This window comes from Vibrio sp. 10N.247.311.12 (assembly GCF_041467515.1).
In the GTDB taxonomy this organism is placed as follows: domain Bacteria; phylum Pseudomonadota; class Gammaproteobacteria; order Enterobacterales; family Vibrionaceae; genus Vibrio; species Vibrio crassostreae_C.
The window spans coordinates 16,398-41,917 of sequence record NZ_JBFSUV010000013.1 but is presented as its reverse complement, the minus strand read 5'-3'; the positions used below and the strand labels follow the sequence as shown (position 1 = coordinate 41,917).

At 45.4% G+C, this 25,520-nt stretch carries 19 protein-coding genes; 13 read left to right on the top strand and 6 right to left on the bottom strand.

From position 1 onward, the window contains the following. Positions 1-464 precede the first annotated feature (464 nt). From AB6E30_RS07845 to AB6E30_RS07800, 10 genes are all read left to right on the top strand, one after another. A complete protein-coding gene (locus AB6E30_RS07845) occupies positions 465-2,147 on the top strand; it encodes an ABC transporter substrate-binding protein (RefSeq protein WP_017056650.1) in 1,683 nt (560 codons plus the stop codon). Between the two features lie 169 nt (positions 2,148-2,316). Then, positions 2,317-3,303: an ABC transporter permease gene (locus AB6E30_RS07840; protein ID WP_017059409.1), complete on the top strand. Its 987-nt coding sequence runs from the start codon at positions 2,317-2,319 to the stop codon at positions 3,301-3,303. Between the two features lie 2 nt (positions 3,304-3,305). Then, positions 3,306-4,331, top strand: coding sequence for an ABC transporter permease (locus AB6E30_RS07835; RefSeq protein ID WP_017056648.1), 1,026 nt, complete (start codon positions 3,306-3,308; stop codon positions 4,329-4,331). Positions 4,332-4,333: 2 nt separating this feature from the next. Further along, the gene (locus AB6E30_RS07830) at positions 4,334-5,317 is read left to right on the top strand and encodes an ABC transporter ATP-binding protein (RefSeq protein WP_017059410.1); all 984 of its coding nucleotides are present in this window, start codon (positions 4,334-4,336) and stop codon (positions 5,315-5,317) included. 87 nt (positions 5,318-5,404) lie between these two features. After that, positions 5,405-6,400, top strand: a complete 996-nt coding sequence (locus tag AB6E30_RS07825) for an ABC transporter ATP-binding protein (RefSeq protein ID WP_017059411.1) — start codon at positions 5,405-5,407, stop codon at positions 6,398-6,400. A 98-nt stretch (positions 6,401-6,498) separates the two neighbouring features. Beyond that, positions 6,499-8,220, top strand: a complete 1,722-nt coding sequence (locus tag AB6E30_RS07820; RefSeq protein WP_136973784.1) for a glycoside hydrolase family 9 protein — start codon at positions 6,499-6,501, stop codon at positions 8,218-8,220. Positions 8,221-8,222: 2 nt separating this feature from the next. Further along, positions 8,223-9,107, top strand: a complete 885-nt coding sequence (locus AB6E30_RS07815; protein ID WP_372103196.1) for a BadF/BadG/BcrA/BcrD ATPase family protein — start codon at positions 8,223-8,225, stop codon at positions 9,105-9,107. Positions 9,108-9,119: 12 nt separating this feature from the next. Continuing rightward, positions 9,120-11,081 (top strand): beta-N-acetylhexosaminidase, encoded by a 1,962-nt coding sequence (locus tag AB6E30_RS07810; protein WP_372103194.1) that lies wholly within the window; start codon positions 9,120-9,122, stop codon positions 11,079-11,081. A 127-nt stretch (positions 11,082-11,208) separates the two neighbouring features. Beyond that, positions 11,209-13,614, top strand: coding sequence for a GH36-type glycosyl hydrolase domain-containing protein (locus AB6E30_RS07805; protein WP_017066806.1), 2,406 nt, complete (start codon positions 11,209-11,211; stop codon positions 13,612-13,614). Positions 13,615-13,688: 74 nt separating this feature from the next. Next, positions 13,689-15,101 carry a phosphoglucomutase/phosphomannomutase family protein gene (locus AB6E30_RS07800; protein ID WP_017059416.1) on the top strand — a complete coding sequence of 471 codons (1,413 nt, stop codon included), beginning with the start codon at positions 13,689-13,691 and terminating at the stop codon, positions 15,099-15,101. A 138-nt stretch (positions 15,102-15,239) separates the two neighbouring features. On the opposite strand, the gene AB6E30_RS07795 is transcribed toward AB6E30_RS07800, so the two are convergent. The 6 genes from AB6E30_RS07795 to AB6E30_RS07770 all read right to left on the bottom strand — a co-directional run bounded on the left by AB6E30_RS07795 (position 15,240) and on the right by AB6E30_RS07770 (position 21,649). Then, the gene (locus AB6E30_RS07795; RefSeq protein WP_017059417.1) at positions 15,240-16,268 is read right to left on the bottom strand and encodes an ABC transporter ATP-binding protein; all 1,029 of its coding nucleotides are present in this window, start codon (positions 16,266-16,268) and stop codon (positions 15,240-15,242) included. Continuing rightward, positions 16,268-17,893, bottom strand: a complete 1,626-nt coding sequence (locus AB6E30_RS07790; RefSeq protein WP_372103191.1) for an ABC transporter permease — start codon at positions 17,891-17,893, stop codon at positions 16,268-16,270. Before AB6E30_RS07790 ends, AB6E30_RS07795 begins: the two co-directional genes overlap by 1 nt. 244 nt (positions 17,894-18,137) lie before the next feature. After that, on the bottom strand, positions 18,138-19,151 hold the full coding sequence (locus AB6E30_RS07785) for a Fe(3+) ABC transporter substrate-binding protein (protein ID WP_372103188.1): 1,014 nt from the start codon (positions 19,149-19,151) through the stop codon (positions 18,138-18,140). A 295-nt stretch (positions 19,152-19,446) separates the two neighbouring features. After that, positions 19,447-20,676: an ammonium transporter gene (locus AB6E30_RS07780; protein ID WP_372103185.1), complete on the bottom strand. Its 1,230-nt coding sequence runs from the start codon at positions 20,674-20,676 to the stop codon at positions 19,447-19,449. 27 nt (positions 20,677-20,703) lie between these two features. Beyond that, positions 20,704-21,042 carry a P-II family nitrogen regulator gene (gene glnK / locus AB6E30_RS07775; protein ID WP_004738200.1) on the bottom strand — a complete coding sequence of 113 codons (339 nt, stop codon included), beginning with the start codon at positions 21,040-21,042 and terminating at the stop codon, positions 20,704-20,706. Between the two features lie 238 nt (positions 21,043-21,280). Next, positions 21,281-21,649 (bottom strand): YacL family protein, encoded by a 369-nt coding sequence (locus AB6E30_RS07770; protein ID WP_019824378.1) that lies wholly within the window; start codon positions 21,647-21,649, stop codon positions 21,281-21,283. Positions 21,650-21,780: 131 nt separating this feature from the next. Here AB6E30_RS07770 and AB6E30_RS07765 point away from each other — a divergent pair, with 131 nt between their 5' ends. The 3 genes from AB6E30_RS07765 (at position 21,781) to AB6E30_RS07755 (ending at position 25,478) form a co-directional block, all read left to right on the top strand. After that, on the top strand, positions 21,781-22,935 hold the full coding sequence (locus AB6E30_RS07765) for a sugar diacid recognition domain-containing protein (RefSeq protein WP_372103183.1): 1,155 nt from the start codon (positions 21,781-21,783) through the stop codon (positions 22,933-22,935). A gap of 127 nt (positions 22,936-23,062) precedes the next feature. Beyond that, on the top strand, positions 23,063-24,328 hold the full coding sequence (locus AB6E30_RS07760) for a GntP family permease (protein WP_017059423.1): 1,266 nt from the start codon (positions 23,063-23,065) through the stop codon (positions 24,326-24,328). A gap of 16 nt (positions 24,329-24,344) precedes the next feature. Next, positions 24,345-25,478, top strand: coding sequence for a glycerate kinase (locus AB6E30_RS07755; protein ID WP_017059424.1), 1,134 nt, complete (start codon positions 24,345-24,347; stop codon positions 25,476-25,478). Positions 25,479-25,520 lie beyond the last annotated feature (42 nt).

The following is a 25,520-nucleotide window of genomic DNA, read 5'->3' as shown; positions in this document are numbered from 1 at the left end:
AACAGAACGGCAGATTTAATTTTCTAGGGAAATTTAACGTAAAACTGGCAAGTGACCGAGATCTACAATTATACCAACGTAGGGTAAGGCATTATAATAAAAAGCCTTTAAAGTTAGTGGCCACTTACAACCTGCAAGAACCTCAAAACCAAATGCGAGTCACATCACTTTAACAATTGCGTACGAAAAACCACCAAAGCAACCTATTTTGACGTTAATGACGTGGGGTTGTGTGTTTTTAACGTTTTTGACGGGAAACGAGTTTGATTAATTCATCGATAAGGTGTTTTCTTACTCCTGCCAAAGGCCTACAGGCCACTCTTACCACTTCTCAGAATCAACGATGAATCTGGAGCAACGAAGAAGAGGTAGGCCTTTAACCAGAGTGTGTATCTACTAAACAATTTAGCGACAGATAACATTCAATCCATTAGTGAAATGAAAGCAAATAGTAAGGAACAGCTATGCTTGCCAATATAAAAAAAACAGCAATAGCAACAGCAATTATTGCAACTGCTACAACAGGTTTTGCATCAGTAGCAACCGCTGCAGAACGCAGTGAACTGACCGTTCACCCGAAAGAGTACACTACATTCGTACGTAACTTTAACCCGTACCTTGGTGCTACTAACCTACATACTACAACTGACTTCATGTATGAGCCGCTAGTAGTATTTAACGAAATGCACGGTAACACTCCAGTGTTCCGTCTAGCTGAAAACTTCAAGATGTCAGATGATCTGATGAGCGTTGTTTTCGACATTCGTAAGGGTGTTAAATGGTCTGACGGAGAAACTTTCTCTGCTGATGATGTTGTTTTTTCTTTCAACCTTGTAAAAGAGAAGCCAGAGCTTGACCAATCTGGTATCAACTCTTGGGTAACTTCTGTAGAGAAACTGAACGACAACCAAGTTAAGTTCACACTAACAGAAGCAAACTCAAACGTACCTTACGAGATTGCTAAAGTACCTGTAGTACCTAAGCACATCTGGAAAGACGTTAAAGATCCATCAACGTTTACCAATGAGAACCCGGTAGGTTCTGGTCCATTTACAGAAATCGATACGTTTACAGCGCAGCTATACATCCAGTGTGCAAACCCGAACTACTGGGATGCAGACAACCTAGATGTTGACTGTCTACGTGTTCCACAAATTGCGAACAACGACCAATTCCTAGGTAAAGTTGTAAACAGTGAAATGGACTGGACGTCTTCTTTCGTTCCAGATATCGATCGTACATACGCAGCAGCTAGCCCTAAACACCACTACTGGTACCCGCCAGCAGGTACACAGGCATTCATCGTTAACTTCAAGCACCCTGATGCTGCGAAGCATGAAGCATTGAGCAACGTTGACTTCCGTCGTGCTTTCTCTATGGCTCTTGACCGTCAAACTATCATCGACATCGCATTCTACGGTGGCGGTACTGTAAACGATTTCGCATCGGGTCTTGGCTACGCGTTTGAAGCTTGGTCTGATGAAAAAACTCATGACAAGTACAAAGGCTTCAACACTTACAACGCTGAAGGCGCGAAGAAGCTTCTTGCTGACGCTGGCTTCAAAGATGTAAACAAAGATGGTTTTGTTGACACTCCATCAGGCAAGTCTTTCGAACTAATGATTCAATCGCCAAACGGCTGGACTGACTTCAACAACACAGTTCAACTAGCGGTAGAACAGCTAAACGAAATCGGTATTAAAGCGAAAGCTCGTACACCTGACTTCTCTGTTTACAACCAAGCAATGCTTGAAGGTACATACGACGTAGCATACACAAACTACTTCCACGGTGCGGATCCATACACGTACTGGAACAGTGCTTACAACTCATCACTACAATCTGGTGATGGTATGCCTCGTTTCGCAATGCACTTCTACAAAAACGACAAGCTAGATGGTCTTCTAAACAGCTTCTACAAAACAGCTGATAAGAACGAGCAGCTAGACATTGCACACGGTATCCAGCAAATCATCGCTGCAGACCAAGTGACAATCCCTGTGATGTCTGGTGCTTACATGTACCAATACAACACAACTCGCTTCACTGGTTGGTGGAACGAAGAAAATCCAAAAGGCCGTCCAAACATTTGGGCTGGTATTCCAGAGCGTCTACTTCATGTACTGGACCTAAAACCAGTTAAATAAGTAATCGTTCAATCCTTGCGGCGTAACCTCTTACGCCGCTTATAAAAATCCCCACACTCTCAATTGAAAGTATGGCGCTAGTCGTCAGGGGATTTTTCGTTCCAAATTTCGCTAGGAGCGACCTGAATCCAGAAACAGGGAAACAATCTGGGTGAGTAAGGTGTGAGTTATGGGTTATTTTTTAAGACGTTTGTCATTTTATTTTGTCGCGCTATTAGTTGCTGCGACGTTAAACTTTATTATTCCAAGAGCAATGCCTGGTGACCCAGTTACCATGATGTTTGCGAACGCTTCTGTACAAGTTACTCCAGAGCGTATTGCTGCAATGAAAGAACTATTAGGCTTCGTTGATGGTGGCTACTTAGTTCAATACGTGGCGTACATGAAGAACATTCTTAGCTGGGAACTTGGTACATCAATTCAATTCTACCCACTTTCTGTAAACACACTGTTGGGTGGAGCATTCGGTTGGTCGCTTTTCTTAGCCGGCACCGCAGTTATTCTTTCTTTCTCGATTGGTTCAATCCTAGGTATTTTCGCAGCGTGGAAACGCGGCAGTAAGTACGATGCCTTCGTAACGCCAGGGATGCTGATTCTACAAGCCGTTCCTCAAGTTGTTATCGCGATGATTGCACTATTTACCTTTGCAATTGGCTTGAAGTGGTTCCCAACAGGGTATGCCTACACCGCTGGTACTATACCTGATTGGACAAGCTGGGCATTCATTAAAGATGTCGCTTACCACGCCTTCTTACCACTGTTCTGTGCTTCTGTTGTTCAAATTGGTGGCTTCCTAGTAAACATGCGTAACAACATGATCAACCTATTAGCCGAAGACTACATCACCATGGCGAAAGGCAAAGGCCTGAGCGAAAACCGAGTGGTATTCAACTACGCAGCTCGTAACGCGATGCTACCTAGTGTGACAGCCCTGTCAATGTCGCTAGGTATGGCAATCGGCGGTCAGTTAATTATCGAAATCATCTTTAACTACCCAGGTCTTGGCAGCGTACTTTTCAACGCAATTAACGCTCGTGACTACCAAGTACTGCAAGGTCAGCTGCTTATCATGACGCTATTCATGCTGTTCTTTAACCTAGTTGCAGACATGCTTTACGTTGTTCTTGACCCTCGTCTTCGTAAGGGTGGTAAATAATCATGAAAGACTTTTTAAAACTCATTTGGCGTAACCCGATGGCCCTAACAGGCGTCATCATCCTAAGTATTTTTATTCTTGGCGCGATTGCAGCTCCATTAATCACCAAACATGTACCAGACAAGCGTACAGGTAACCCACACGAATATCCTGGTTTCGTGGTGAAGTCTGCACAAACTAACCCTGATGGCTGGGTTGCTCAAAATCTAGCAGACGACCGTCGTACATTGATCATGTCTAAAAAGGCAGACCACGTACTAGGTACAACTCGTATGGGTCGTGACGTTTGGTCTCAAGTGGTATACGGCGCACGCGTATCTCTTGCTGTAGGTTTTGGTGCGGGTCTAACCGTATGTTTACTCGCAACTGTTATTGGTGTTTCTGCAGGTTACTTCGGTGGCCGTGTCGATGACGTTCTAACAGCCGCAATGAACATCATGCTGGTAATCCCTCAATACCCATTACTGTTCGTAGTAGCAGCCTTTATCGGTGAGGCAGGGCCACTCACCATAACCTTGGTTATCGGCTTTATGTCTTGGGCTTGGGGTGCCCGTGTTGTTCGCTCCCAAACCTTAGCACTGCGTGAAAAAGAGTTTGTAAAAGCCGCTGAAGTTTTGGGTGAATCTTCATTCCGCATCATCTTCGTAGAGATTCTGCCAAACCTTATCTCTATCGTTGGCGCAAGCTTCATCGGTTCGGTGATGTACGCAATCATGATGGAAGCAACCATCTCGTTCCTAGGTCTTGGTGACCCGAACACAATCAGCTGGGGCATCATGCTTTACAACGTTCAAACCTCTTCATCAATGCTGATTGGCGCTTGGTGGGAACTGCTGGCTCCTTGTATCGCACTGACACTACTTGTAACTGGCCTTGCTCTACTTAACTTCGCGGTCGATGAAATTGCTAACCCGCAACTGCGTTCTCACAAAGGCATGAAGCGTTGGAAGAAACTAGCAGCTCAAGACAAAGAAGAACGTGAACCAGAACTACCACCACAAAATGCACTTTGGAGCGGAGATAAATAATCATGTCTGAACCACTAATTTCTATCCGCAACTTATGCGTGGATTACATCACAGAGTCTGGCGATGTTCGTGCGTGTAACAACGTAAGTTTCGACATCGCTCCAGGTGAAGTCTTCGGCCTAGCTGGTGAATCTGGCTGTGGTAAATCAACGGTCGCTTTCTCTCTTATGCGTCTTCATAAGCCGCCCGCTTACATCAGTGGTGGTGAGGTTATCTTCAACGGTGAGAACATCCTTGAATACAGTGATGACCGTATGCAGTCGTTCCGTTGGAGTGAGATGTCGATGGTATTCCAGAGCGCGATGAACGCACTCAACCCAGTACTACCGATGGAAGAGCAGTTCTGTGACGTAATCATGCGTCACACCAACATGACTCGCGAGCAAGCTAAGCAGCGTGCTGAAGGTCTACTTGAAATCGTCGATATTCACCCGAGCCGATTGAGTGACTATCCTCACCAATTCTCTGGCGGCATGCGTCAGCGCTTGGTTATTGCTATCGCGTTAGCACTGAATCCAAAGCTGATCATTATGGATGAGCCGACAACCGCACTTGATGTGGTTGTGCAACGCGAAATCCTACAAAAGATCTATGCACTAAAAGAAGAATTTGGCTTCTCAATTCTGTTCATCACCCATGACTTGTCATTGATGGTCGAGTTCTCTGACCGCATCGGCATCATGTACTCAGGTGAGCTAATCGAAGTGGCTAACTCTCAAGATATTCTAGAAAACCCTTACCACCCTTACACCAAAGGGCTGGGAAATTCTTTCCCTCCACTGACAGGGCCAAAGACAAAGTTAGCAGGTATTCCGGGTAACCCTCTGAACCTGTTAGAGATCCCTGAAGGGTGTCGTTTCCAAGCTCGTTGTGACCGTGTACATGAAAAGTGTACCAAGGTGCCAACCAAGCTGCGTTCTATCGACCCGGGACATTTGTCTAACTGCCACCTGTACGGTGACCCAATAGTACAAAGGAAGCTATAGCTTGCACGCTGACTCAGCGTGAATAACGAACAAGGCGGCTCGACCGCCTAAAAACAAGCAAAGCGAATAAGGATTCTGGAGACAATTATGAGCAAAGATTTCGGTCAATTATTGGTAGAAGGCAAGAATGTCGTAAAAGACTTCCCAATAAGCAGTACCACCATTCAAACCCCAATGATGCGTGCGATTAACGACGTGTCATTCAAGATGTACAAAAGCCGTGGCCTAGCAGTGGTTGGTGAGTCTGGTTCAGGCAAATCAACAACCGCAAAAATGATCGCAAAAATGTACGCACCTTCAGGCGGCACGATCGAATACAAAGGTCGTGATATCCAAGAGATCTCAAGCAGAAAAGATCTTATGCACTACCGTGAAGGCGTGCAGATGGTATGGCAAGACCCGTTTGGTTCATTGAACCCAACGCACAATATCTTCCACCACATTGCTCGACCACTGTTGATCCACAAGAAAGTATCTCCGGGCAACAAGAAAGAGCTAGAAGAACGCGTTTACGATCTTTTAGAGCAAGTAGGTCTCATTCCGCCAAAAGAGACGGCGAAGAAATACCCTCACCAACTGTCTGGCGGCCAACGTCAACGTGTCAACCTAGCCCGCAACATCGCGGTAGGTGCCGAAGTTGTACTAGCCGATGAGCCAACTTCAATGCTTGATGTATCGATTCGTGCCGGTGTTTTGAACCTGATGGAAGAGATGAAGTTCGAGAAGCAAATGTCTCTGCTTTACATCACTCACGATATCGCAACCGCTCGTTACATCGCTGAAGACCTTTCGGTGATGTACGTGGGACACATGGTGGAATGGGGCGATACCGATGACGTGATTGCTAACCCTCAGCACCCATACACCCAATTGCTTGTTTCGGCCGTTCCAGATCCTAAGAAGTCGATCCACGAGCAACTTGCAGGCAACAAAGGTGAGATTCCTCTGTGGACACCAGTATCAGCAGGCTGCCCATTTGCAGGCCGATGTACTCACGCAATGGATAAGTGCAAAGAGCAGCTACCAGGGGTTACGCAGCTCGCTGATAACCACTTTGTGCGCTGTTACCTACACGAAAGCTAAGCAATAAAACCCAAGTTAGGGTCTGCGGACCCTAACTATTTATATCCAAAACATTCAAGTACCTAGCCAATAGAAACTAGGACTGTCGGAGAATATTGATGCTGTTATTGACCAACCATATTGGCTATGAGTCCACAGGCCCGAAGCAAGCTATCCTACAAACTAAGAAAGCTCGCCTATCAAGCACTACGGCTCTACTCGTCTGTGCTGACAACCATATGACTGTCGGAAATTTTGATGTGGTTAAACAAGGCCGCGTAGCAAATTGGCATCAAGGGCAATTCTTCACTATTGATTTCAGTTCAGTCACTGAATCTGGTCGCTACTACCTGCGCTTTGACAACCTGCGCTCTGAAGTATTTGAGATTGGTAGCAACCTATTAATGAACCACACGTTTTCTGATGTGCTTCATTACTTTAAGTCACAACGCTGTGGCGGTATTTTCGACAAAAAAGATCGACAAGCACAAATTCTAGGTACCGACCGATACGTCGATGTCCACGGTGGATGGTATGACGCATCAGGTGATGTCAGTAAATATTTTAGCCACCTGTCTTATGGTAACTACCTAAACCCACAACAAATTCCGATGGTCGTTTGGAACATGCTAAAAAGCGTACGCTTGACTAGCCATAACCCAGACTTCCCGAAATTCTCCATGACTCGTCTAACGGAAGAGGCTCTGTTCGGTGCCGACTTCTTAGTGCGTATGCAAGACGCTGACGGATACTTCTATATGACGGTATTCGACAAATGGAGCAAAGATATCAACCAACGCGATATCTGCGCTTATGCGACTCAAGAAGGTCATAAATCAACGGACTTACAAGCGGGCTACCGACAAGGTGCAGGTGTTGCTATCGCAGCATTAGCCGCAGCTTCTGAGCTTGAAATCTCTGGCAGCTACTCGAGCCACACATACCTTGAAATGGCGGTTAAGGGTTACTGGCATCTAAAAGAGTACAACCTCCAGTATCTAAACGATGGTGAAGAGAACATCATCGATGAGTATTGCGCCCTACTCGCAGCCAATGAGCTGTATCGCGTAACACAAGACCAGCAATACCTATCAGAAGCAAGAACTTGGGCGACTCGTTTAATCTCTCGTCAGCAATCCGATGATTCATTTGAGCACTTCTGGTCGGCAAACTCTGATGGCTCTCGTCCATACTTTCACGCAGCTGAAGCCGGTCTTCCTGTGATTGCACTATGTGAATACATCGACAATGAAACCGATGCTGAATTAAAAGAACAGGCGCGCACAGTTGTTGAACAAGCTTGTCAGTTCGAAATCAACATCACCGACAAAGTCACCAACCCATTTGGCTATCCAAGACAATACGTTAAATCTGTCGATGGTGATAAACGTGATGCCTTCTTCGTCGCTCAACAGAACGAAACCGGTTACTGGTGGCAAGGCGAGAACGCACGCCTTGGCTCACTCGCAACCATGGCTTACCTAGTTCAACCGCACATTAAAGATAGCGAACTTCAAGAGCGCTTAATCCAGCTTTCACAAAATAGCCTTGATTGGATCTTGGGCCTCAACCCATACCACATGTGCATGCTCGATGGTCATGGCCATAACAACCCTGACTACCTACCTCAGCTTGGCTTCTTCAATGCGAAAGGCGGTATCTGTAATGGCATCACAGCTGGTTTTGAAGATGAACAAGACATTGCGTTCAATCCACCAGCACAAAAAGATGACATGCTTCAAAACTGGCGCTGGGGTGAGCAATGGATCCCTCATGGTGCGTGGTTCTTATTAGCAACCGCTGCACAGTTCAACTTCTTAGCTCAGCGTAAGGAGCAATAATAATGACTCTTTACTACGTCGGTATTGATGGTGGTGGTACTTCTTGTCGTGCTCGTATTCGTGACGCTCAAGGCAAACTGATTGGTGAAGCGAAAAGTGGCAGTGGCAACATCCTTTTGGGTGTTGATGTTGCGATGAGCTCAATTATTGATGCCATCACAAAAGCGGCACAACAAGGGCAACTCAACTCAGACCATTTTTCAAATATGCATGTTGGCCTAGCGCTGGCTGGCGCTGAGCAAAAATCAGCATGGTTCGACTTCATGGCTCAACCACACCCTTTCGCAAGCATGACACTAAATACCGACGCTTATGGCGCTTGCATTGGTGCTCACAATGGCCAAGACGGCGCAATCATGATCGGTGGTACGGGTTCTTGCGGTATCTACCTAAAAGACGGCGAGCAACATGTGGTTGGCGGTCGTGAATTTCCGATTTCAGATCAAGGCGGAGGTGCTGTGATGGGCTTACGTTTGATTCAACAAGTCTTGCTTGCAGAAGACGGTATTCGCAGCAAAACCCCGCTGACTCTACATGTAATGAATCACTTTAATAATGATGTGGATGCCATTGTCGAATGGTCAAAAGGTGCTATTCCAAAGGATTACGGTCAATTCTCACCAGTTATTTTTCAACTCGCTAACGAAGGTGACGAACTGGCTATCGATATGCTCAAGCAAACCGCGGCTGATATCGAAATGTTTGTCTTAGCACTGCATCGAAAAGGCGCTGACAAGGTGTGCTTAATGGGAAGTATTGCTGAGCGTATTCTCAACTGGCTATCACCACCAGTACAACAATGGATCGTAAAACCTCAATTCGACGCTATTGAAGGCGCATTGATGTTTGCCGGAAAACCACAACACAACTTGTATCAACAGGCTTAGCAGGGAAGTTATATGAATTATCGCATCGACTTAGCTGTTCTTTCTGAACAAAAAAATAACTGCCGATTTGGCCTTACGGTACATAACTTAAGTGACCTCGACGTAAAAGATTGGTCTCTGCACTTTGCATTTGATCGTTTCATCCTTCCAGAGAGTTTATCGCAAGGAGAGCTGACTCAAGTTGGCAGCTTTTGCTCATTCACACCAAGTTCGTCAGTGTTAAAGGCCAACAACCATTACTACCTTGAATTCAGTATTCAAAGCGCACCATTCCGCTTCTATTCTGATGGCCTTAACGATGCCTTTATCCAGTCACATAATGATAGAGAAACATCGGTACTGCCTGTCGCGATATCACCCATAGTACTGGCTTCGCCATACCGTGAACGCAATCAAATACCTGAAGTTAACGCTGCTGAGATTGCATTGATTCCTCAGCCTAATCAGATCGAATTTCAGCAAGGTAGTTTCGCGCTAAGTAACTTCGCGCTAAATAACGACTGCAGAATTGAGGTTCAATCTCATCTTGCTGATAAGGCAGTCTCTTGGTTCCAGCAAGAGTTGCTCTCGACCTTTGAGCTGTCTCTTTCGACCGCGCTTTCAACAGAACTCTCACCAGAAGCGAGCGGAGACATTCTACTTCGTAGCAACCCAACTTTAGATGAAGCCGAGTACAAGCTAACAATCACAACTCAACAAGTGGTCGTAGAATCAGGCAGTCAATCAGGCTTCACTCATGCAGTAGCTAGCTTAATCCAATTAGTTCAACAACAAAATGCTGAACGCTTCTCTGTGCCATGTTGCAAAATCGCCGACCAACCTCGTTTCAAATACCGCGGCATGATGTTGGACTGTGCACGTCACTTCCACTCGGTGGAGCAAGTGAAACGTTTAATCAACCAGTTGGCGCACTACAAATTCAACGTTTTTCATTGGCACCTAACCGATGATGAAGGTTGGAGAATTGAGATAAAGAGCCTACCTCAACTCACTGAAATCGGTGCTTGGCGAGGTCCTGACCATGCATTAGAGCCACAATATACCCATATTGCTGAAAACTACGGCGGCTTCTACACCCAGCAACAGATTCGCGAAGTGATTGAATACGCAGAACAACGCAGCATCACGGTTATCCCTGAGATCGATATCCCGGGACACTGCCGTGCAGCAATCAAATCACTGCCTGATATGTTGGTAGAGCAAGCAGACACTACTCAATACAAGAGCATTCAGCACTACAACGACAATGTGTTAAATCCAGGTTTACCGGGCACTTACCAGTTCTTAGATGCGGTTATTGAAGAAGTCGCAGAGCTATTCCCTAGCGAATTGATTCACATGGGCGCAGACGAAGTACCACCGGGCGTATGGACTAACAGCCCTGCAGCTCAAGCGCTGATGAAAGAACATCAATACCAAGACAGCAAAGATTTGCAAGGTCACCTATTCCGCTATGCCGAGAATAAGCTTAAGCAACTCGGCAAACGCATGGTGGGCTGGGAAGAAGCTCAGCACGGCGACAAAGTGAGTAAAGAGACCATCATCTACTCATGGCTCAGTGAAGAAGCGGCTGTCAATTGCGCTCGCCAAGGCTTTGATGTGGTGTTGCAACCTGCACAGTTTACCTATCTCGACATGACCCAAGATTATGCACCGGAAGAACCGGGCGTAGATTGGGCTGCCGTTATCCCATTAGAACAAGCTTATACCTACGAAGCACTTGCTGAGATATCCGACACCGACCCAATTCGTAAGCGGATCCGCGGAATTCAGTGTGCTCTATGGTGTGAGATCGTCACCAACCAAAAGCGTATGGATTACATGGTATTCCCAAGAATTAGCGCTTTAGCTGAAGGATGTTGGACACATAAAAACAACCGAAACTGGCTAGATTACCTATCTCGCCTAAAGGGGCATCTGCCATTACTCGACAAACTCAATGTTGATTATCGCAACCCTTGGAAAGCTCAATAAAACAAACCAAAGCGACACTCATATCGAGTGGTTGCTGACTCAAATTAAGGTGCTCAGTTAGATACGACTCAGCATCACTATTTAAAAATTAGCTGCATAGATGCAGTTTGTTAAAAAGGAAATGACAATGAAATACGGCTATTTCGATAACGACAATCGCGAATACGTCATCACTCGCCCTGATGTACCAGCACCTTGGACAAACTACCTAGGTACTGAAAAGTTTTGTACCGTGATTTCGCACAATGCGGGCGGTTACTCGTTCTACAATTCTCCGGAATACAACCGTGTTACTAAGTTCCGTCCAAACGGCACCTTTGACCGCCCAGGACACTATGTTTACCTGCGTGATGATGAGACGGGTGATTACTGGTCTATCTCTTGGCAACCAGTGGCAAAGAGCCTAGATGAAGCGAACTACGAAGTTCGTCACGGCCTGTCATACTCAAAATTCAAATGTGAATACAGCGGCATTACCGCAACCAAGACGCTATTCGTACCTAAGGGTGAAGATGCAGAAGTTTGGGACGTTGTATTAAAGAACAACACTGACAAGCCACGTACTATCAGCACTTTCTCGTTTGTTGAGTTCTCTTTCAGCCATATTCAATCAGACAATCAAAACCATCAGATGTCTTTGTACTCTGCGGGCACGTCTTACCAAGAAGGTGTTCTGGAATACGACCTGTACTACAACACTAACGACTTTGAAGGCTTCTACTACCTAGCTTCAACTTTCTCACCAGACAGCTACGATGGCCAACGTGACAACTTCCTTGGTATGTACCGTGATGAAGCAAATCCAATTGCGGTTGAAAACGGTAAGTGTTCTAACAGCGCTCAAACTTGTTACAACCATTGTGGTTCTCTGCACAAGCAATTTACGATTCAACCCGGTGAAGAAGTTCGCTTTGCGTATGTACTCGGTATCGGTAAAGGCAACGGTGAACGCCTACGTGAGAAGTACCAAGACACAGCAAACGTAGACGCCGCTTTCCAAGGCATCAAAGATCACTGGGACGAGCGTTGCAACAAATTCCAAGTTAAGTCGCCAAACGAAGGCTTAGACACAATGATCAACACGTGGACGCTATACCAAGCGGAAACCTGTGTGGTTTGGTCACGCTTTGCATCATTCATCGAAGTTGGCGGTCGTACTGGTCTTGGTTACCGTGATACGGCTCAAGATGCTATTTCAGTACCCCATGCCAACCCACAAATGACCAAGAAACGTATTATCGACCTGCTTCGCGGCCAAGTGAAAGCGGGCTACGGTCTACACTTGTTCGATCCTGACTGGTTCGATCCAGAGAAAGCCGACGTTGAGCCATCAAAATCACCAACAGTTGTTCCAACACCGTCAGATGACGACAAGATCCACGGCATTGAAGACACATGTTCTGATGACCACCTATGGATCGTTCCGACCATTATCAAATACGTAATGGAAACCGGTGAGCACGACTTCTTCGATGAAGTGATTCCATACGCAGACGGTGGCGAGGCGACAGTTTATGAACACATGAAAGCGGCACTGAACTTCTCTGCTGAATACGTGGGTCAAACGGGTATCTGTAAAGGCCTTCGTGCTGACTGGAATGACTGTTTGAACCTAGGTGGCGGTGAATCATCAATGGTTTCATTCCTACACTTCTGGGCGCTACAAGAATTCCTAGATCTTGCTAAGTTCCGTAATAACGATGCTGATGTTGCGAAATACACTGAAATGGCAGCTAACGTTCGCGAAGCGTGTGAAACGCACCTTTGGGATGACGAAGGCGGCTGGTACATCCGTGGTCTAACTAAAAATGGCGACAAGATCGGTACCGCTCAACAAGCTGAAGGTCGTGTACACCTTGAGTCAAACACGCTAGCCGTTCTATCTGGTGCTGTATCTCAAGAACGCGGTGAGAAAGCGATGGACGCTGTTGATGAGAACCTTTTCTCAGAATACGGCCTACACCTAAACTCTCCTTCATTTGCAACACCAAACGATGATATCGGTTTCGTAACTCGCGTTTACCAAGGCGTAAAAGAGAACGGCGCAATCTTCTCTCACCCTAACCCATGGGCCTGGGTAGCAGAAGCGAAACTAGGCCGTGGTGACCGTGCGATGAAATTCTATGACGCACTGAACCCATACAACCAAAACGACATGATTGAAACGCGTTACGCAGAACCATACTCGTACGTGCAGTTCATCATGGGTAAAGATCACCAAGACCACGGCCGTGCAAACCACCCTTGGTTAACCGGTACCTCTGGTTGGGCTTACTTCGCGGTAACCAACTTCATTCTTGGTGTTCGTACAGGCTTTGAAGGCTTAACGGTTGATCCTTGTATCCCGACTGATTGGCCAGAATTCGAGGTTACTCGTCAATGGCGTGGCGCAACTTACAACATCACAGTGCAAAACCCGAATGCAGTAAGCAAAGGCGTTGCCTCTATCACTATCAATGGTGAATCAGTTGAAGGCGCTATCCCAGTACAAGCAGAAGGCAGCGTGAACGATGTTGTCGTTGTTCTAGGCTAGTCACGCAATTTAACGAACAGCTCTTGTCTCAAGTCTTTACAGGCTTGAGACAATGAGACTAAAAGGATTTTCTAATGATTAAATTTGGTACAGGTGGCTGGCGCGCTTTCATTGGTGAGGAGTTCACTAGAGAAAACGTCCGTTTGGTAGCGCAAGCACTCGCTAACATCATCAACAACGAAGATGCAGCCAAGAATGGGTTTGTGATCGGCTATGACCGTCGTTTCCTTTCCGATAAAGCCGCATGTTGGTTTGCAGAAGTACTTGCGGCGAACAACATCAAAGTAAGCTTCATCGATAAGTTTGTTCCAACACCTATCGTGATGTTCCAAGCAAAAGAGATGGGATGCACCTACTCGGCGTGTATTACCGCCTCTCACAACCCAGCCGATTACAATGGCATCAAGGTATTCATTGAAGGTGGCCGTGATGCTGATGAGATCATCACAGAGAAGATCGAACAGCAAATCGCAACACTGACCAACGAAGATATTATTCGTGTCGATTTCGAGCAAGCATTAAACGACAAAGAAATCGAGATCATCAACCCGATGAACGACTTTGTTGATTCAATCATCAACTTCATCGATATCGATTCGATCAAGAAAGCTAACCTACGTGTACTGATTGACCCAATGTTTGGCGTTGCAAAAAATGCTCTGCAAACCGTGCTGATTAACGGTCGCTGTGATGTCGACGTCATCAACGATGGCAAAAACCCAGATTTTGGTGGCTTAATGCCGTCGCCAAATGCTGCAACGCTGTATCGCTTGAAGCACTTAGTTGCAGCAGAAGGCTATGACATTGGTATTGGTACTGATGGCGATGCTGACCGTTTGGGAATCATCGATGAGAAAGGTCACTTCATTCACCCTAACGAAGTGCTACTCCTACTTTACTACTACTTGCTGGAATACAAAGGCTGGAAGGGCTCTGTCGTTCGTAACATCGCAACCACACACCTACTGGATAAAGTGGCGGCAGATCATGGTGAGAAGAGCTTTGAGGTTCCTGTAGGCTTTAAGCATATCAGCTCACAAATGGAGGCCGATGACTCTCTGATTGGTGGCGAAAGTTCAGGTGGTTTAACCATTCGTGGTCACATCAAAGGTAAGGATGGCGTATTTGCTTCAAGCTTACTGGTTGAGATGATCAGTGTGACAGGCAAGAAGTTGTCTGAATTACTTGATGAGATTTACTCTAAATATGGCTATGCCTACACCGCAGAAGGCGATTGTAAGTTTAAACCTTCAGAGAAAGAAGCGCTTTACACTAAGATCTACGTCGAGAAGCAACTGCCTGAATTTGAATACGAAATTGAAAAAGTAAGCTATGAAGATGGTGCCAAGGTGTACTTCAAGAATGGCGGCTGGGTCATTGCTCGCTTCTCAGGAACAGAGCCGTTACTACGAATCTTCGCAGAAATGGAAGATAAAGACACCGCAGAACGTGTTCTTCAAAAAGTGAAAGACTTCCTCTCTCTATAGGCTTATAGAGTGCAGCAGTTTTGTATGGGACTTAACAAATCACTGCCTTGTTAAAGCCTATAAGTGAAGAACTCTTGCCCAGTACTTTGATTAAAGTGCTGGGCTTTTTTGTAACGATTAGTATCGCGTTATATCTCTTTAAAAAGCCAATACGCCTTTGGTATCGACTTTTACGTTGACCGGCATACCCACTTCAAGTGCTTCTGACGAGGTTGCTAATAACTTCTGACCATGCGCTTCGATTACATAACGACAGTGATCACCCATAAATTGCTGTTCTAGCACCGAAATAGCACTATCTTGCTCGTAACTTGCTTGGATATGCTGGGGCCTTAGCAGAAGCTCACATGTATTGCCGAACTCAATCTCCGTTTGCGGTTTGGCTTCAACCATACCCAAACTGGTTTCAAATTCATGCTCCGAAATACGCTGTGCATTGAGGTAGCTACCGCCACCCAAAAAGTCTGCAACAAACTTACTTGAAGGATGGAAATACAACTCAGATGCCGAACCATACTGCTCAATCACACCATGGTTCATTACTGCCATTTTATCTGCAAATGCGAACGCTTCTTCACGGCTGTGAGTTACGAAGATAGCTGTAACACCCTGCTTCTTAAAAATCTTGCGAATCTGAGAAATCAGCTCATGACGAACCTGAGTATCGATGTTTGAGAATGGTTCATCTAACAGTAGCAAGTCTGGCTTGTACGCCAAAGAACGAGCAATAGCGACACGCTGTTGTTGACCACCTGAAAGTTGGTGTGGGTAGCGGTCACCGTACTCATCTAAGTGAACCAACTCCAGCATCTCTTGAACTTTGTCTTTCTTTTGCTGCTCAGAAAGGTCTTTCAAGCCAAAGCCGACATTCTGGTTTACCGTCAGGTGCGGAAACAGGGCGTAATCTTGGAAAATCATACCAATGTTACGCTGCTCTGGTGGCAACCAATTCTCGCCATCATCAATGGTTTGACAGTTCAAACTCATTACGCCACTACTCAATGGAAGCAGGCCTGCAATCGCCTTAAGTAAGGTGGTTTTCCCGCAACCACTTGCACCAAGAAGACAAACAATTTCACCATGCTCAACTTCTAACGAGAGCGCTTCCAAGATGGTTTGCGACTCATACTTACAAGTCAGATCTTTAATTGATAATGCACAACTCATTAGTGTTTCTGCTCCAAAGAACGGTTTACGATGATCAGAGGAATTAAACCTACTAACACCAGTAATACAGCAGGCATCGCCGCCAATTCGAGGTGCTCATCTGAGGCATAGTTATAAACATAGGTCGCTAATGTTTCGAAGTTGAAAGGACGCAGCAGCAATGCCGCATTTAGCTCTTTCATTGATTCGATAAACACCAGTAAACCGGCGATCAGCGCGCCGCGTTTAATCAAAGGTAAATGAACACGACGTAACATCTGGTTGGTATTGCAACCCATGGTTTTAGAAGCCATATCCAATGAAGGAGATACTTTACTCAAGCTACTTTCAATACTGCCAATCGCCACTGCAGAAAAACGTACCACCATTGCAAAGATAAGCGCAAACATGGAACCAGAGAAAATCAGCCCCGGACGTCCCCACTCCATCACTTTGGCAATATCATTGACTAAGTGATCCATGAACAACACAGGCACCATCACACCAATCGCCAACACAGTGCCTGGAACAGCATAGCCCATCGAAGCAATACGCATGTAAGCCTGATTTTTCTTACTCGGGCTGACACGTTGATTAAAGTTCACAATCATCGCAATTATAACGCCAATAATCGCCGCGATTACTGACACATAAAGACTGTTAACAGCATACTCTCTGAATTCAGGCGTCCAACTTTGTGCAAAGTATTTGTAGGCATAGATCATCAACTGACCCAGAGGGAATAAGAACGCAACGCACACTAATCCCCAGCACCAAAACAGTGCCAACCACTTCTTCCAACCGGATAGGTCGTAACGAAAGTCTTCACGACTGCTGAATTGATTCTGGAACAGTTTCTGTTTACGACGACTGTAGCGCTCTGAACTCAACAGCAAGATCACGATAACTAGCATAATTGCCGATATTTTCGCAGCAGCCGTTAAACTTGAATAACCTAACCAGGTATCGTAAACCGCTGTCGTTAAAGTGTTGACTGCAAAGTAACTCACGGTACCAAAATCACCGATAGTTTCCATCGCAACAAGCGATAGACCTACCGCCATTGATGGGCGAACAAGTGGCAACGAGATACGACGAAAGCTTTCCCAAGGTGAGCATTTTAGCAACCGAGCGGATTGCAGTAAGGAGACGTTTTGCTCCATAAATGCGGCGCGGCACAGCAAGTAAACATAAGGATAGAGAACGAGAGACAGAACAATAATAGCACCAGATAAGGTTCTAATATCCGGGAACCAATACTCACCGGGTCCCCACCCAGTAAGATCTCGCAGTAGAACTTGAACAGGCCCAGCAAAGTCGAACCAATCGGTGAATATATACCCAACAATATAGCCTGGCATTGCTAATGGCAGGACGAGTGCCCACTGCAAAACACGCTCTCCCGGAACACGGCACATTGCCATAACCCAAGCCGACGGAATACCAAAAACTAAAGACAGGAACATGGTTCCTATGACTAAAACCACCGTATTGTAGGCATAGGTAGGCATCACTGTGGACATCAGATGAGAAAATAGCTCATCTGTTTCTCCAACAGCCGTCGTAAAAATCGCTAAGATCGGTAAGACCAGTAATACAGCAATAATGCCGCTACTGGTGTTCCATAAATAATTCTTTTCTTTCATCGCCTAACTACAACGAGGCTTAATGAAACACAAATGCATTTGCAAATACATCTCATATCCTTTTAATGGTGGGGTTATTTATACCCATATACTCTAATGACTTCAAGGTGAGATGCTAATAACTCAAGGGATCGACGGCGAGCTTTGTATCAAAAAGTGATTTTCCAAAACAAACAACCCCAAGTGACCGAAAATGGCGACTTGAGGTTGTCATTTTACTTGGGCCGAAGCCTACAGTAATAAATTAAAGATCGAACTTAACTTCGTCTAATAGTTTAATTGCTGCTGCGTGGTGGTCAGCAATTTGGTCTAGAGAAATTGTATCTGCTTTGAATTCACCCCATGAAGCAACAAGCTCAGAAGGTTTAACATCAGCTTTCACTGGGTATTCATAGTTCACTTCTGCATACATGCTTTGTGCTGTGTTACCCGATAGGAATTCCATTAGCTTAACGGCATTCTCTTCGTTTGGAGAGTATTTAGCCATTGCCATACCAGAGATATTCACGTGAGTACCCGTTGTCTCTTGGTTAGGGAAGTTAATGTAAACAGCGTCAGCCCAAGCTTTTTGCTCTTTATCATTAACCATCTTACCTAGGTAGTAGCTGTTACCAAGAGCAACATCACATAGACCTTCTTTAATCGCTTTAACTTGCGCGCGGTCGTTACCTTGAGGCTTACGTGCTAGGTTTGCTTTTACGCCTTCTAGCCATTCTTTCGTTTCAGCTTCACCTTTGTGAGCAATCATCGAAGATACTAGAGAAACATTGTATGGGTGCTTACCACTACGAGTACAGATTTTGCCTTTAAATTCAAGCTTAGTTAGATCTTCGTAAGTGAACTCTTCACCTAGACGACCAACACGGTCACGTGAAGAATAAACGCTACGTGTACGAGTTGTTAGAGCGAACCACTCGTTATCTGTATCTTGGTATTGAGCTGGGATGTTCTTTTCAAGTACATCGCTCTCTACAGATTGAACTAGACCTTGTTTAGTTAATTCAGATAGACGGCTGATATCTACAGTTAAGACAACGTCAGCTGGGCTGTATTCACCCTCTTGAGCTAACTTCTCTGCTAAACCTTTTTTAGCAAACTTAACGTTTACTTTAATACCAGTCTCTTTTGTGAACTCTTTGAACATTGGCTCAACAAGGAAAGGTTGACGGTAAGAGTATACGTTTACTTCTTCCGCAGCCATTGCTGTCGGGGCAATTACACCACACGCTAGAGCTGAAAGTGTTAGCAGTTTCTTCATTGTAAAATCCTTTATATCGAAATGATAATGTCTATCAGTTGCGTTATTATATTCATCATTAACATAATTACAATGACGACCAACAAAAAATCCGTCTACTCAGACCATTCAAACTCTCACTTTTGTAACAAACCATTTCAACTTTGTGTCTTGTCGTTCCCCTTAAACAATGAGCCTAACTTCAACGTTCGTGTTTATATATTGTGCAACCGTAAATACAACAAAGCCCCGCAACAAGAGTTGCGGGGCTTTCTTTGTCCAACCTAACCCATTCAGATTAGGCGACGACTGTTGATTATTTTACTGATACAAACTCAGGGTAAGCGCCGACACCACAATCGTGCATGTCCATACCTTCAAGTTCTTCATCTTCCGTTACTCGGATACCGATTGTTGCTTTAAGCACCGCCCATACTGCTAGGCTAGCACCGAATACCCATGCAAAGATGACTGCTGCACCCATTAGCTGAGCACCAAACGTTGCATCAGCGTTGCTTAGTGGCACAGCCATTAGACCGAAGAAACCACATACACCGTGTACAGAGATAGCACCTACTGGATCATCAATCTTAACTTTGTCTAGAGCGATGATGCTGAATACAACCAATGCACCAGATACCGAACCAATCGCTACAGCAAATAGAGGTGATGGTGATAGAGGGTCTGCAGTGATTGCTACTAGGCCAGCTAACGCGCCGTTAAGAATCATTGTTAGGTCTGCTTTACCCCAAGTTGTTTTACATACTAGTAGTGCTGCAATTGCGCCTGCTGCTGCTGCTGCGTTGGTGTTAAGGAAGATTTGACCTACTGCTGTTGCGTTCTCAAAATCCGAAACCATCAGTTGAGAACCGCCGTTGAAACCGAACCAACCGAACCAAAGGATAAATGTACCTAGCGTTGCAAGTGGCATGTTTGAACCAGGAATCGGGTAGATTTCACCGTTCTTACCGTATTTACCTTTACGAGCACCGAGTAGTAGAACACCAGCTAACGCTGCTGCTGCACCAGCCATGTGTACGATACCTGAACCTGCGAAGTCACTGAAACCCGCTTCTGATAGGAAACCACCGCCCCAAGTCCAATAACCTTCAACAGGGTAAATGAACGCTGTTAGTACTACAGAGAAGATTAGGAATGACCAAAGCTTCATACGCTCAGCAACCGCACCAGATACTACAGACATTGCTGTTGCAACGAATACTACCTGGAAGAAGAAGTCTGATTCTAGAGAGTGGTCTGCGCCTTCACCTTGTGTACCAATTAGAGTACCAAATGATGGCAACCAACCGCCTTCACCGTTGTCGACATACATGATGTTGTAACCAACCACTAAGAAAGCAGTACAAGCAATTGCGTACAAACAGATGTTCTTAGTTAAAATTTCTGTGGTGTTCTTTGAACGAACTAGGCCAGCTTCTAACATCGCGAAGCCTGCTGCCATCCACATTACCAACGCACCTGAAATGAGGAAGAAAAAAGTGTCTAGTGCGTAACGTAGTTCCGTTACTGTTGTTGTAAGTTCCATATTAAAGTCTCCAGTCCTTGTAATTCTTTAAAGTGCTTCAGCATCCATTTCACCAGTACGAATTCGTACGGCTTGGCTTAGGTCATACACAAAAATTTTGCCGTCGCCGATTTTTCCGGTGTGTGCCGCTTGGCTAATCGCTTCAACAACTCGGTCAACATTCTCAGCTTGGGTAGCAATCTCTAGCTTCACCTTTGGTAGGAAATCCACTTGGTACTCTGCACCACGATACAATTCAGTATGTCCCTTCTGACGACCAAAGCCTTTCACTTCAGAAACAGTCATACCTTCAATACCCACATCAGAGAGCGCTTCGCGTACATCGTCTAATTTGAATGGCTTAACAATGGCATTTATTAATTTCATATTCGTTCCTTAAATTCTTACTTAATCCGTTAATTCTCTTATTACAATCCAAGTAGCGTGCCAAAAAGTTAAGTGCTTGATTTTAAATAAGATGAAGATAATAAGGTCGTAATAACGAAAAAGACCGCACCAACATGGTGCAGCCTTTTCACTATCTTAATGCGCGATGCTCTTATTGCTCCAGTTTTGGGCAACGGAGCCTTCAAAGCTCTGAATGACTAACAAATAGGTCTTAGGACTAGTAACCTAAAAAATCCATCCAGCGTTCGATGAGCAGTTCGAAATCGTCGATTCCACAGCTTGCTTGGCTTTCACAGTTATAGAAGTCGAACTCACTGCCCTCTTCCATCTCTTGCTCATGCGCTAACACGTTTTCTTGAATCGTTACTTCGTCTTCATTAATCGCAAGGCTAATCTCTTTGCCAAGCAACGTCACTTCATTGCTCAAGTCCTGTCGAGATTGCTCAATCAACGCCATCACATGATCTAATTTTTGCTTATCTTTACCGATCTCTTCTTGAAGCCAACGGCCAACAATCTCATGGCCCATGCTGCATTTCACATAGTATTCACCCATTAGAGTGTTTCTAGTAAATTCAAACTCCATAACTCAACCTATACTGCATTAATACTCAAGCGATACTATTTCTGAGTATACCATTGTCTTGTCAGAAACGAGCGTATTGACGAATTTATCGTTACGATCCAACCTACACAGTCAATGAAGAGGAGGGCTCTATGCAGTTGAACGAAATGATTGCCAAACAAATTGTCGAACGAACCATGAAGATCATCCCACACTCGATTAATGTGATGGATAATAAAGGTCGCATTATTGGATCCAGTGATCCTACTCGCTTATACCAAAAACATGAAGGAGCGGTACTTGCCATCACCGAATCACGAGTCGTTAATATTGACGAAGCCACTGCCGAACACCTAAAAGGGGTTAAGCCTGGAGTTAATTTACCGATTCTATTTCAGGATAATGTCATTGGGGTGATTGGGGTTTCTGGGACACTGCAGCAAGTTCATCATTTTGGTGAGCTGGTGAAGATGACCGCTGAGCTTATTGTTGAACAAGCTGTACTTATGTCTCAAGTAGAATGGAATAAGAGGCATCGTGAAGAATTGGTATTGCAATTAATCCGAGGTAGCACGCTTAATGACATGCAACTGCAATCCATCGCACAGCGTCTGGATCTCGACCTTGCACAACCGCGGATTGCCGCCATCGTCAAGGTGTTACCGATAGGAGACACTGCGCCTTCATTGGAAAACTTACAGCAATTAGTACATTTACTTGAATATCCCGAGCGCGATAATTTAGTCGGTATCTTGTCTGTTTCACAAAACGAAGTGGTGGTACTCAAGCCTATAACCCTGATAGGGAACAGCTGGTCCAAGGATGCAGAAGCCAAGCGCGTGAAATTGCTACTCAAAAGAATAAAGAAAGAAGCTAAGTTTCAAATCAAGATTGCGCTTGGGGATTACTTTACCGGACTTTCTGGTTTAGCACGCTCATATGATACCGCTGAGCTCACTATGCGCAGTGTCGGTAACCGCCCCGGAGACATGTTTTTCTATCAAGACTATCGACTGCCGGCCATTATGAGTAGCCTGTTACAAGATCCATGGATTCGTGAGCAACTGGAGCAGTCTTACCTACATCTTCAACAACAGGACAGTAAAGGGATACTGATCAAAACTTTGAAGACATATTTAAAGCAGAACTGTGATTCAGCTCTCACCTGTAACGAACTACATATCCATCGCAATACGCTACGCTATCGAACAGACAAGATAAACCAAATAACATCATTAAATATCAACAATATAGACGATCTATTTCAACTCTACATTGCAATAAATCCATTCCACTGGTCGAGCTAAAAAATGTGCAACTGCACAATTTAAAAGGACCGATTTGAGCACTTATTTGTAGAGAATGACAAAGACTTACCAACCCTATATCTTTATATTTGCCGAAAATGACACATCGTTATCTGGGAAATAGAACATGATTGAAGTTTCAACTCTTGGCGCACTTTCAGCATTGATTGTTGCTATCGCGCTCATTCTTAAAAAAGTGCCACCCACCTACGGTATGATCATCGGTGCTTTGGTTGGCGGCGTGGTTGGCGGCGTTTCTCTCACCGAAACCGTTGAGTTAATGATAGGTGGTGCCCAAGGGATCGTCACTTCAGTGATGCGAATTCTCGCCGCTGGTGTGTTGGCCGGCGTACTAATTGAATCAGGGGCGGCTACCTCGATTGCAGAATCCATCATCAAAAAAGTAGGCGAAACTCGCGCCTTACTTGCTCTTGCCATTGCGACCATGATTTTAACCGCTGTTGGCGTTTTCGTTGATGTGGCCGTTATCACGGTTTCTCCTATTGCACTGGCTATTGCTCGCCGCGCAGACCTTTCTAAAACCGCGATCCTTTTGGCGATGGTGGGCGGCGGTAAAGCAGGTAATGTCATGTCGCCTAACCCAAATGCCATTGCGGCGGCTGATGCGTTCAATGTTCCGTTAACCTCTGTGATGGCTGCAGGCGTGATTCCGGGTCTATTTGGGCTGCTTTTCGCCTACTTCTTGGCAAAGCGCCTCGTCAATAAAGGTTCAAAAGTAGCGGAAAGTGAAGTGGTCAAAGCGGATCAAAGTTCACTGCCAAGCTTTTCTTCTTCAATCGTTGCACCGTTAGTGGCTATTGCCCTACTCGCGCTGCGACCACTCGCTGATATCAATGTTGATCCTCTAATTGCATTACCCTTGGGTGGATTGCTGGGTGCACTGGCTATGGGTCGCTTCAAACAAGCCAATAGCTTTGCGGTTTCAGGCTTGTCACGTATGGCACCGGTTGCTGTAATGCTACTGGGCACAGGAACCATTGCAGGCATCATTGCTAACTCAGGACTAAAAGCTGATCTGATTGAAGTGCTGACGATGTCTGGGCTGCCTTCTTACTTACTTGCTCCGTTTTCTGGCGCACTGATGGCACTATCAACCGCATCGACAACTGCCGGAACAGTAGTGGCATCGAATGTATTTGCCAGCACCATTCTTGAGCTAGGTGTTCCAGCTCTCGCAGGCGCAGCAATGATCCACTCTGGTGCGACAGTACTTGACCATATGCCACATGGTAGCTTCTTCCATGCCACGGGTGGTGCGGTACATATGAGTATTCATGAACGTCTAAAACTCATCCCTTATGAGTCAGCGGTCGGTCTTGTTATCGCCTTCGTCTCAGTAATGATCTTCGGTGTATTTGGTCTGTTTGTTTAAGTTTAAAGGTATCAAAATGAAAATTGTAATTGCTCCTGACTCATATAAAGAAAGCCTATCAGCAATGGGCGTTGCTCAAGCGATTGAAGATGGCTTTAAACAGCTAATACCAAACGCCGAATACGTAAAATTACCAATGGCTGATGGTGGTGAAGGCACAGTACAATCTCTGGTGGATGCGACCAATGGCTCTATCATCCAACATCCAGTGATTGGTCCATTAGGTGAAATTGTCGAAGGCTTCTACGGTATGTTCGGTGACGGTAAAACTGCCATTATTGAAATGGCGGCCGCTTCCGGCCTAGATTTAGTCTCTCCAGAACAACGTAATCCACTAAAAACCACTACCTATGGTACGGGTGAGTTGATCAAAGCCGTATTAGATAAAGGTGTTGAGCATATTATTATTGGCATTGGTGGTAGTGCGACCAATGATGGTGGCTTAGGAATGGCTCAAGCGCTAGGCATTCGTATGCTAGATGCAGAGGGTCACGAGCTGGTGTTTGGTGGTGGTGAACTGTCAAAACTGACAACCATTGATCTCACCAACCTCGACCCACGCCTACAAAACGTACGCTTAGAGGTCGCTTGTGATGTCGATAATCCATTATGCGGACCAAAAGGGGCATCACAGGTATTCGGTCCGCAAAAAGGCGCAACACCAGAAATGGTTGAGCTGTTAGATGCTAACCTTGCTCATTATGCCAGTATCATGAAAAACCAGTTAGGCGTCGATGTCATTGATCTCCCTGGTGCTGGCGCGGCAGGCGGTCTAGGCGCGGCACTTGTTGGCCTGTTAAATGCGGAGCTTCGCCCTGGTATTAACATCGTAATGGACGCCGTCAATTTAGATGAAATAGTCTCAGATGCTGATCTTGTGATTACAGGAGAGGGGCGCATTGATAGCCAAACCATTCATGGCAAAACACCGATTGGTGTCGCTCGCACAGCCAAAAAACATAAACTGCCTGTCATCGGTATTGCCGGCTGTCTAGCCAGTGATTGTGGTGTGGTTCATGAGCATGGTATCGACGCGGTATTTGCGGTAGTGAACCGTTCAGTAGACTTGCCGACAGCTTTGGCTGAAGCGGCTGAAAATATTGAACTTACTGCTCGCAATGTTGCAGCAATGTATACGATTAAGCACTAATCGAGCTCTCTGTAAGCTAAAAGCAATTTTCGCTGTATGCTA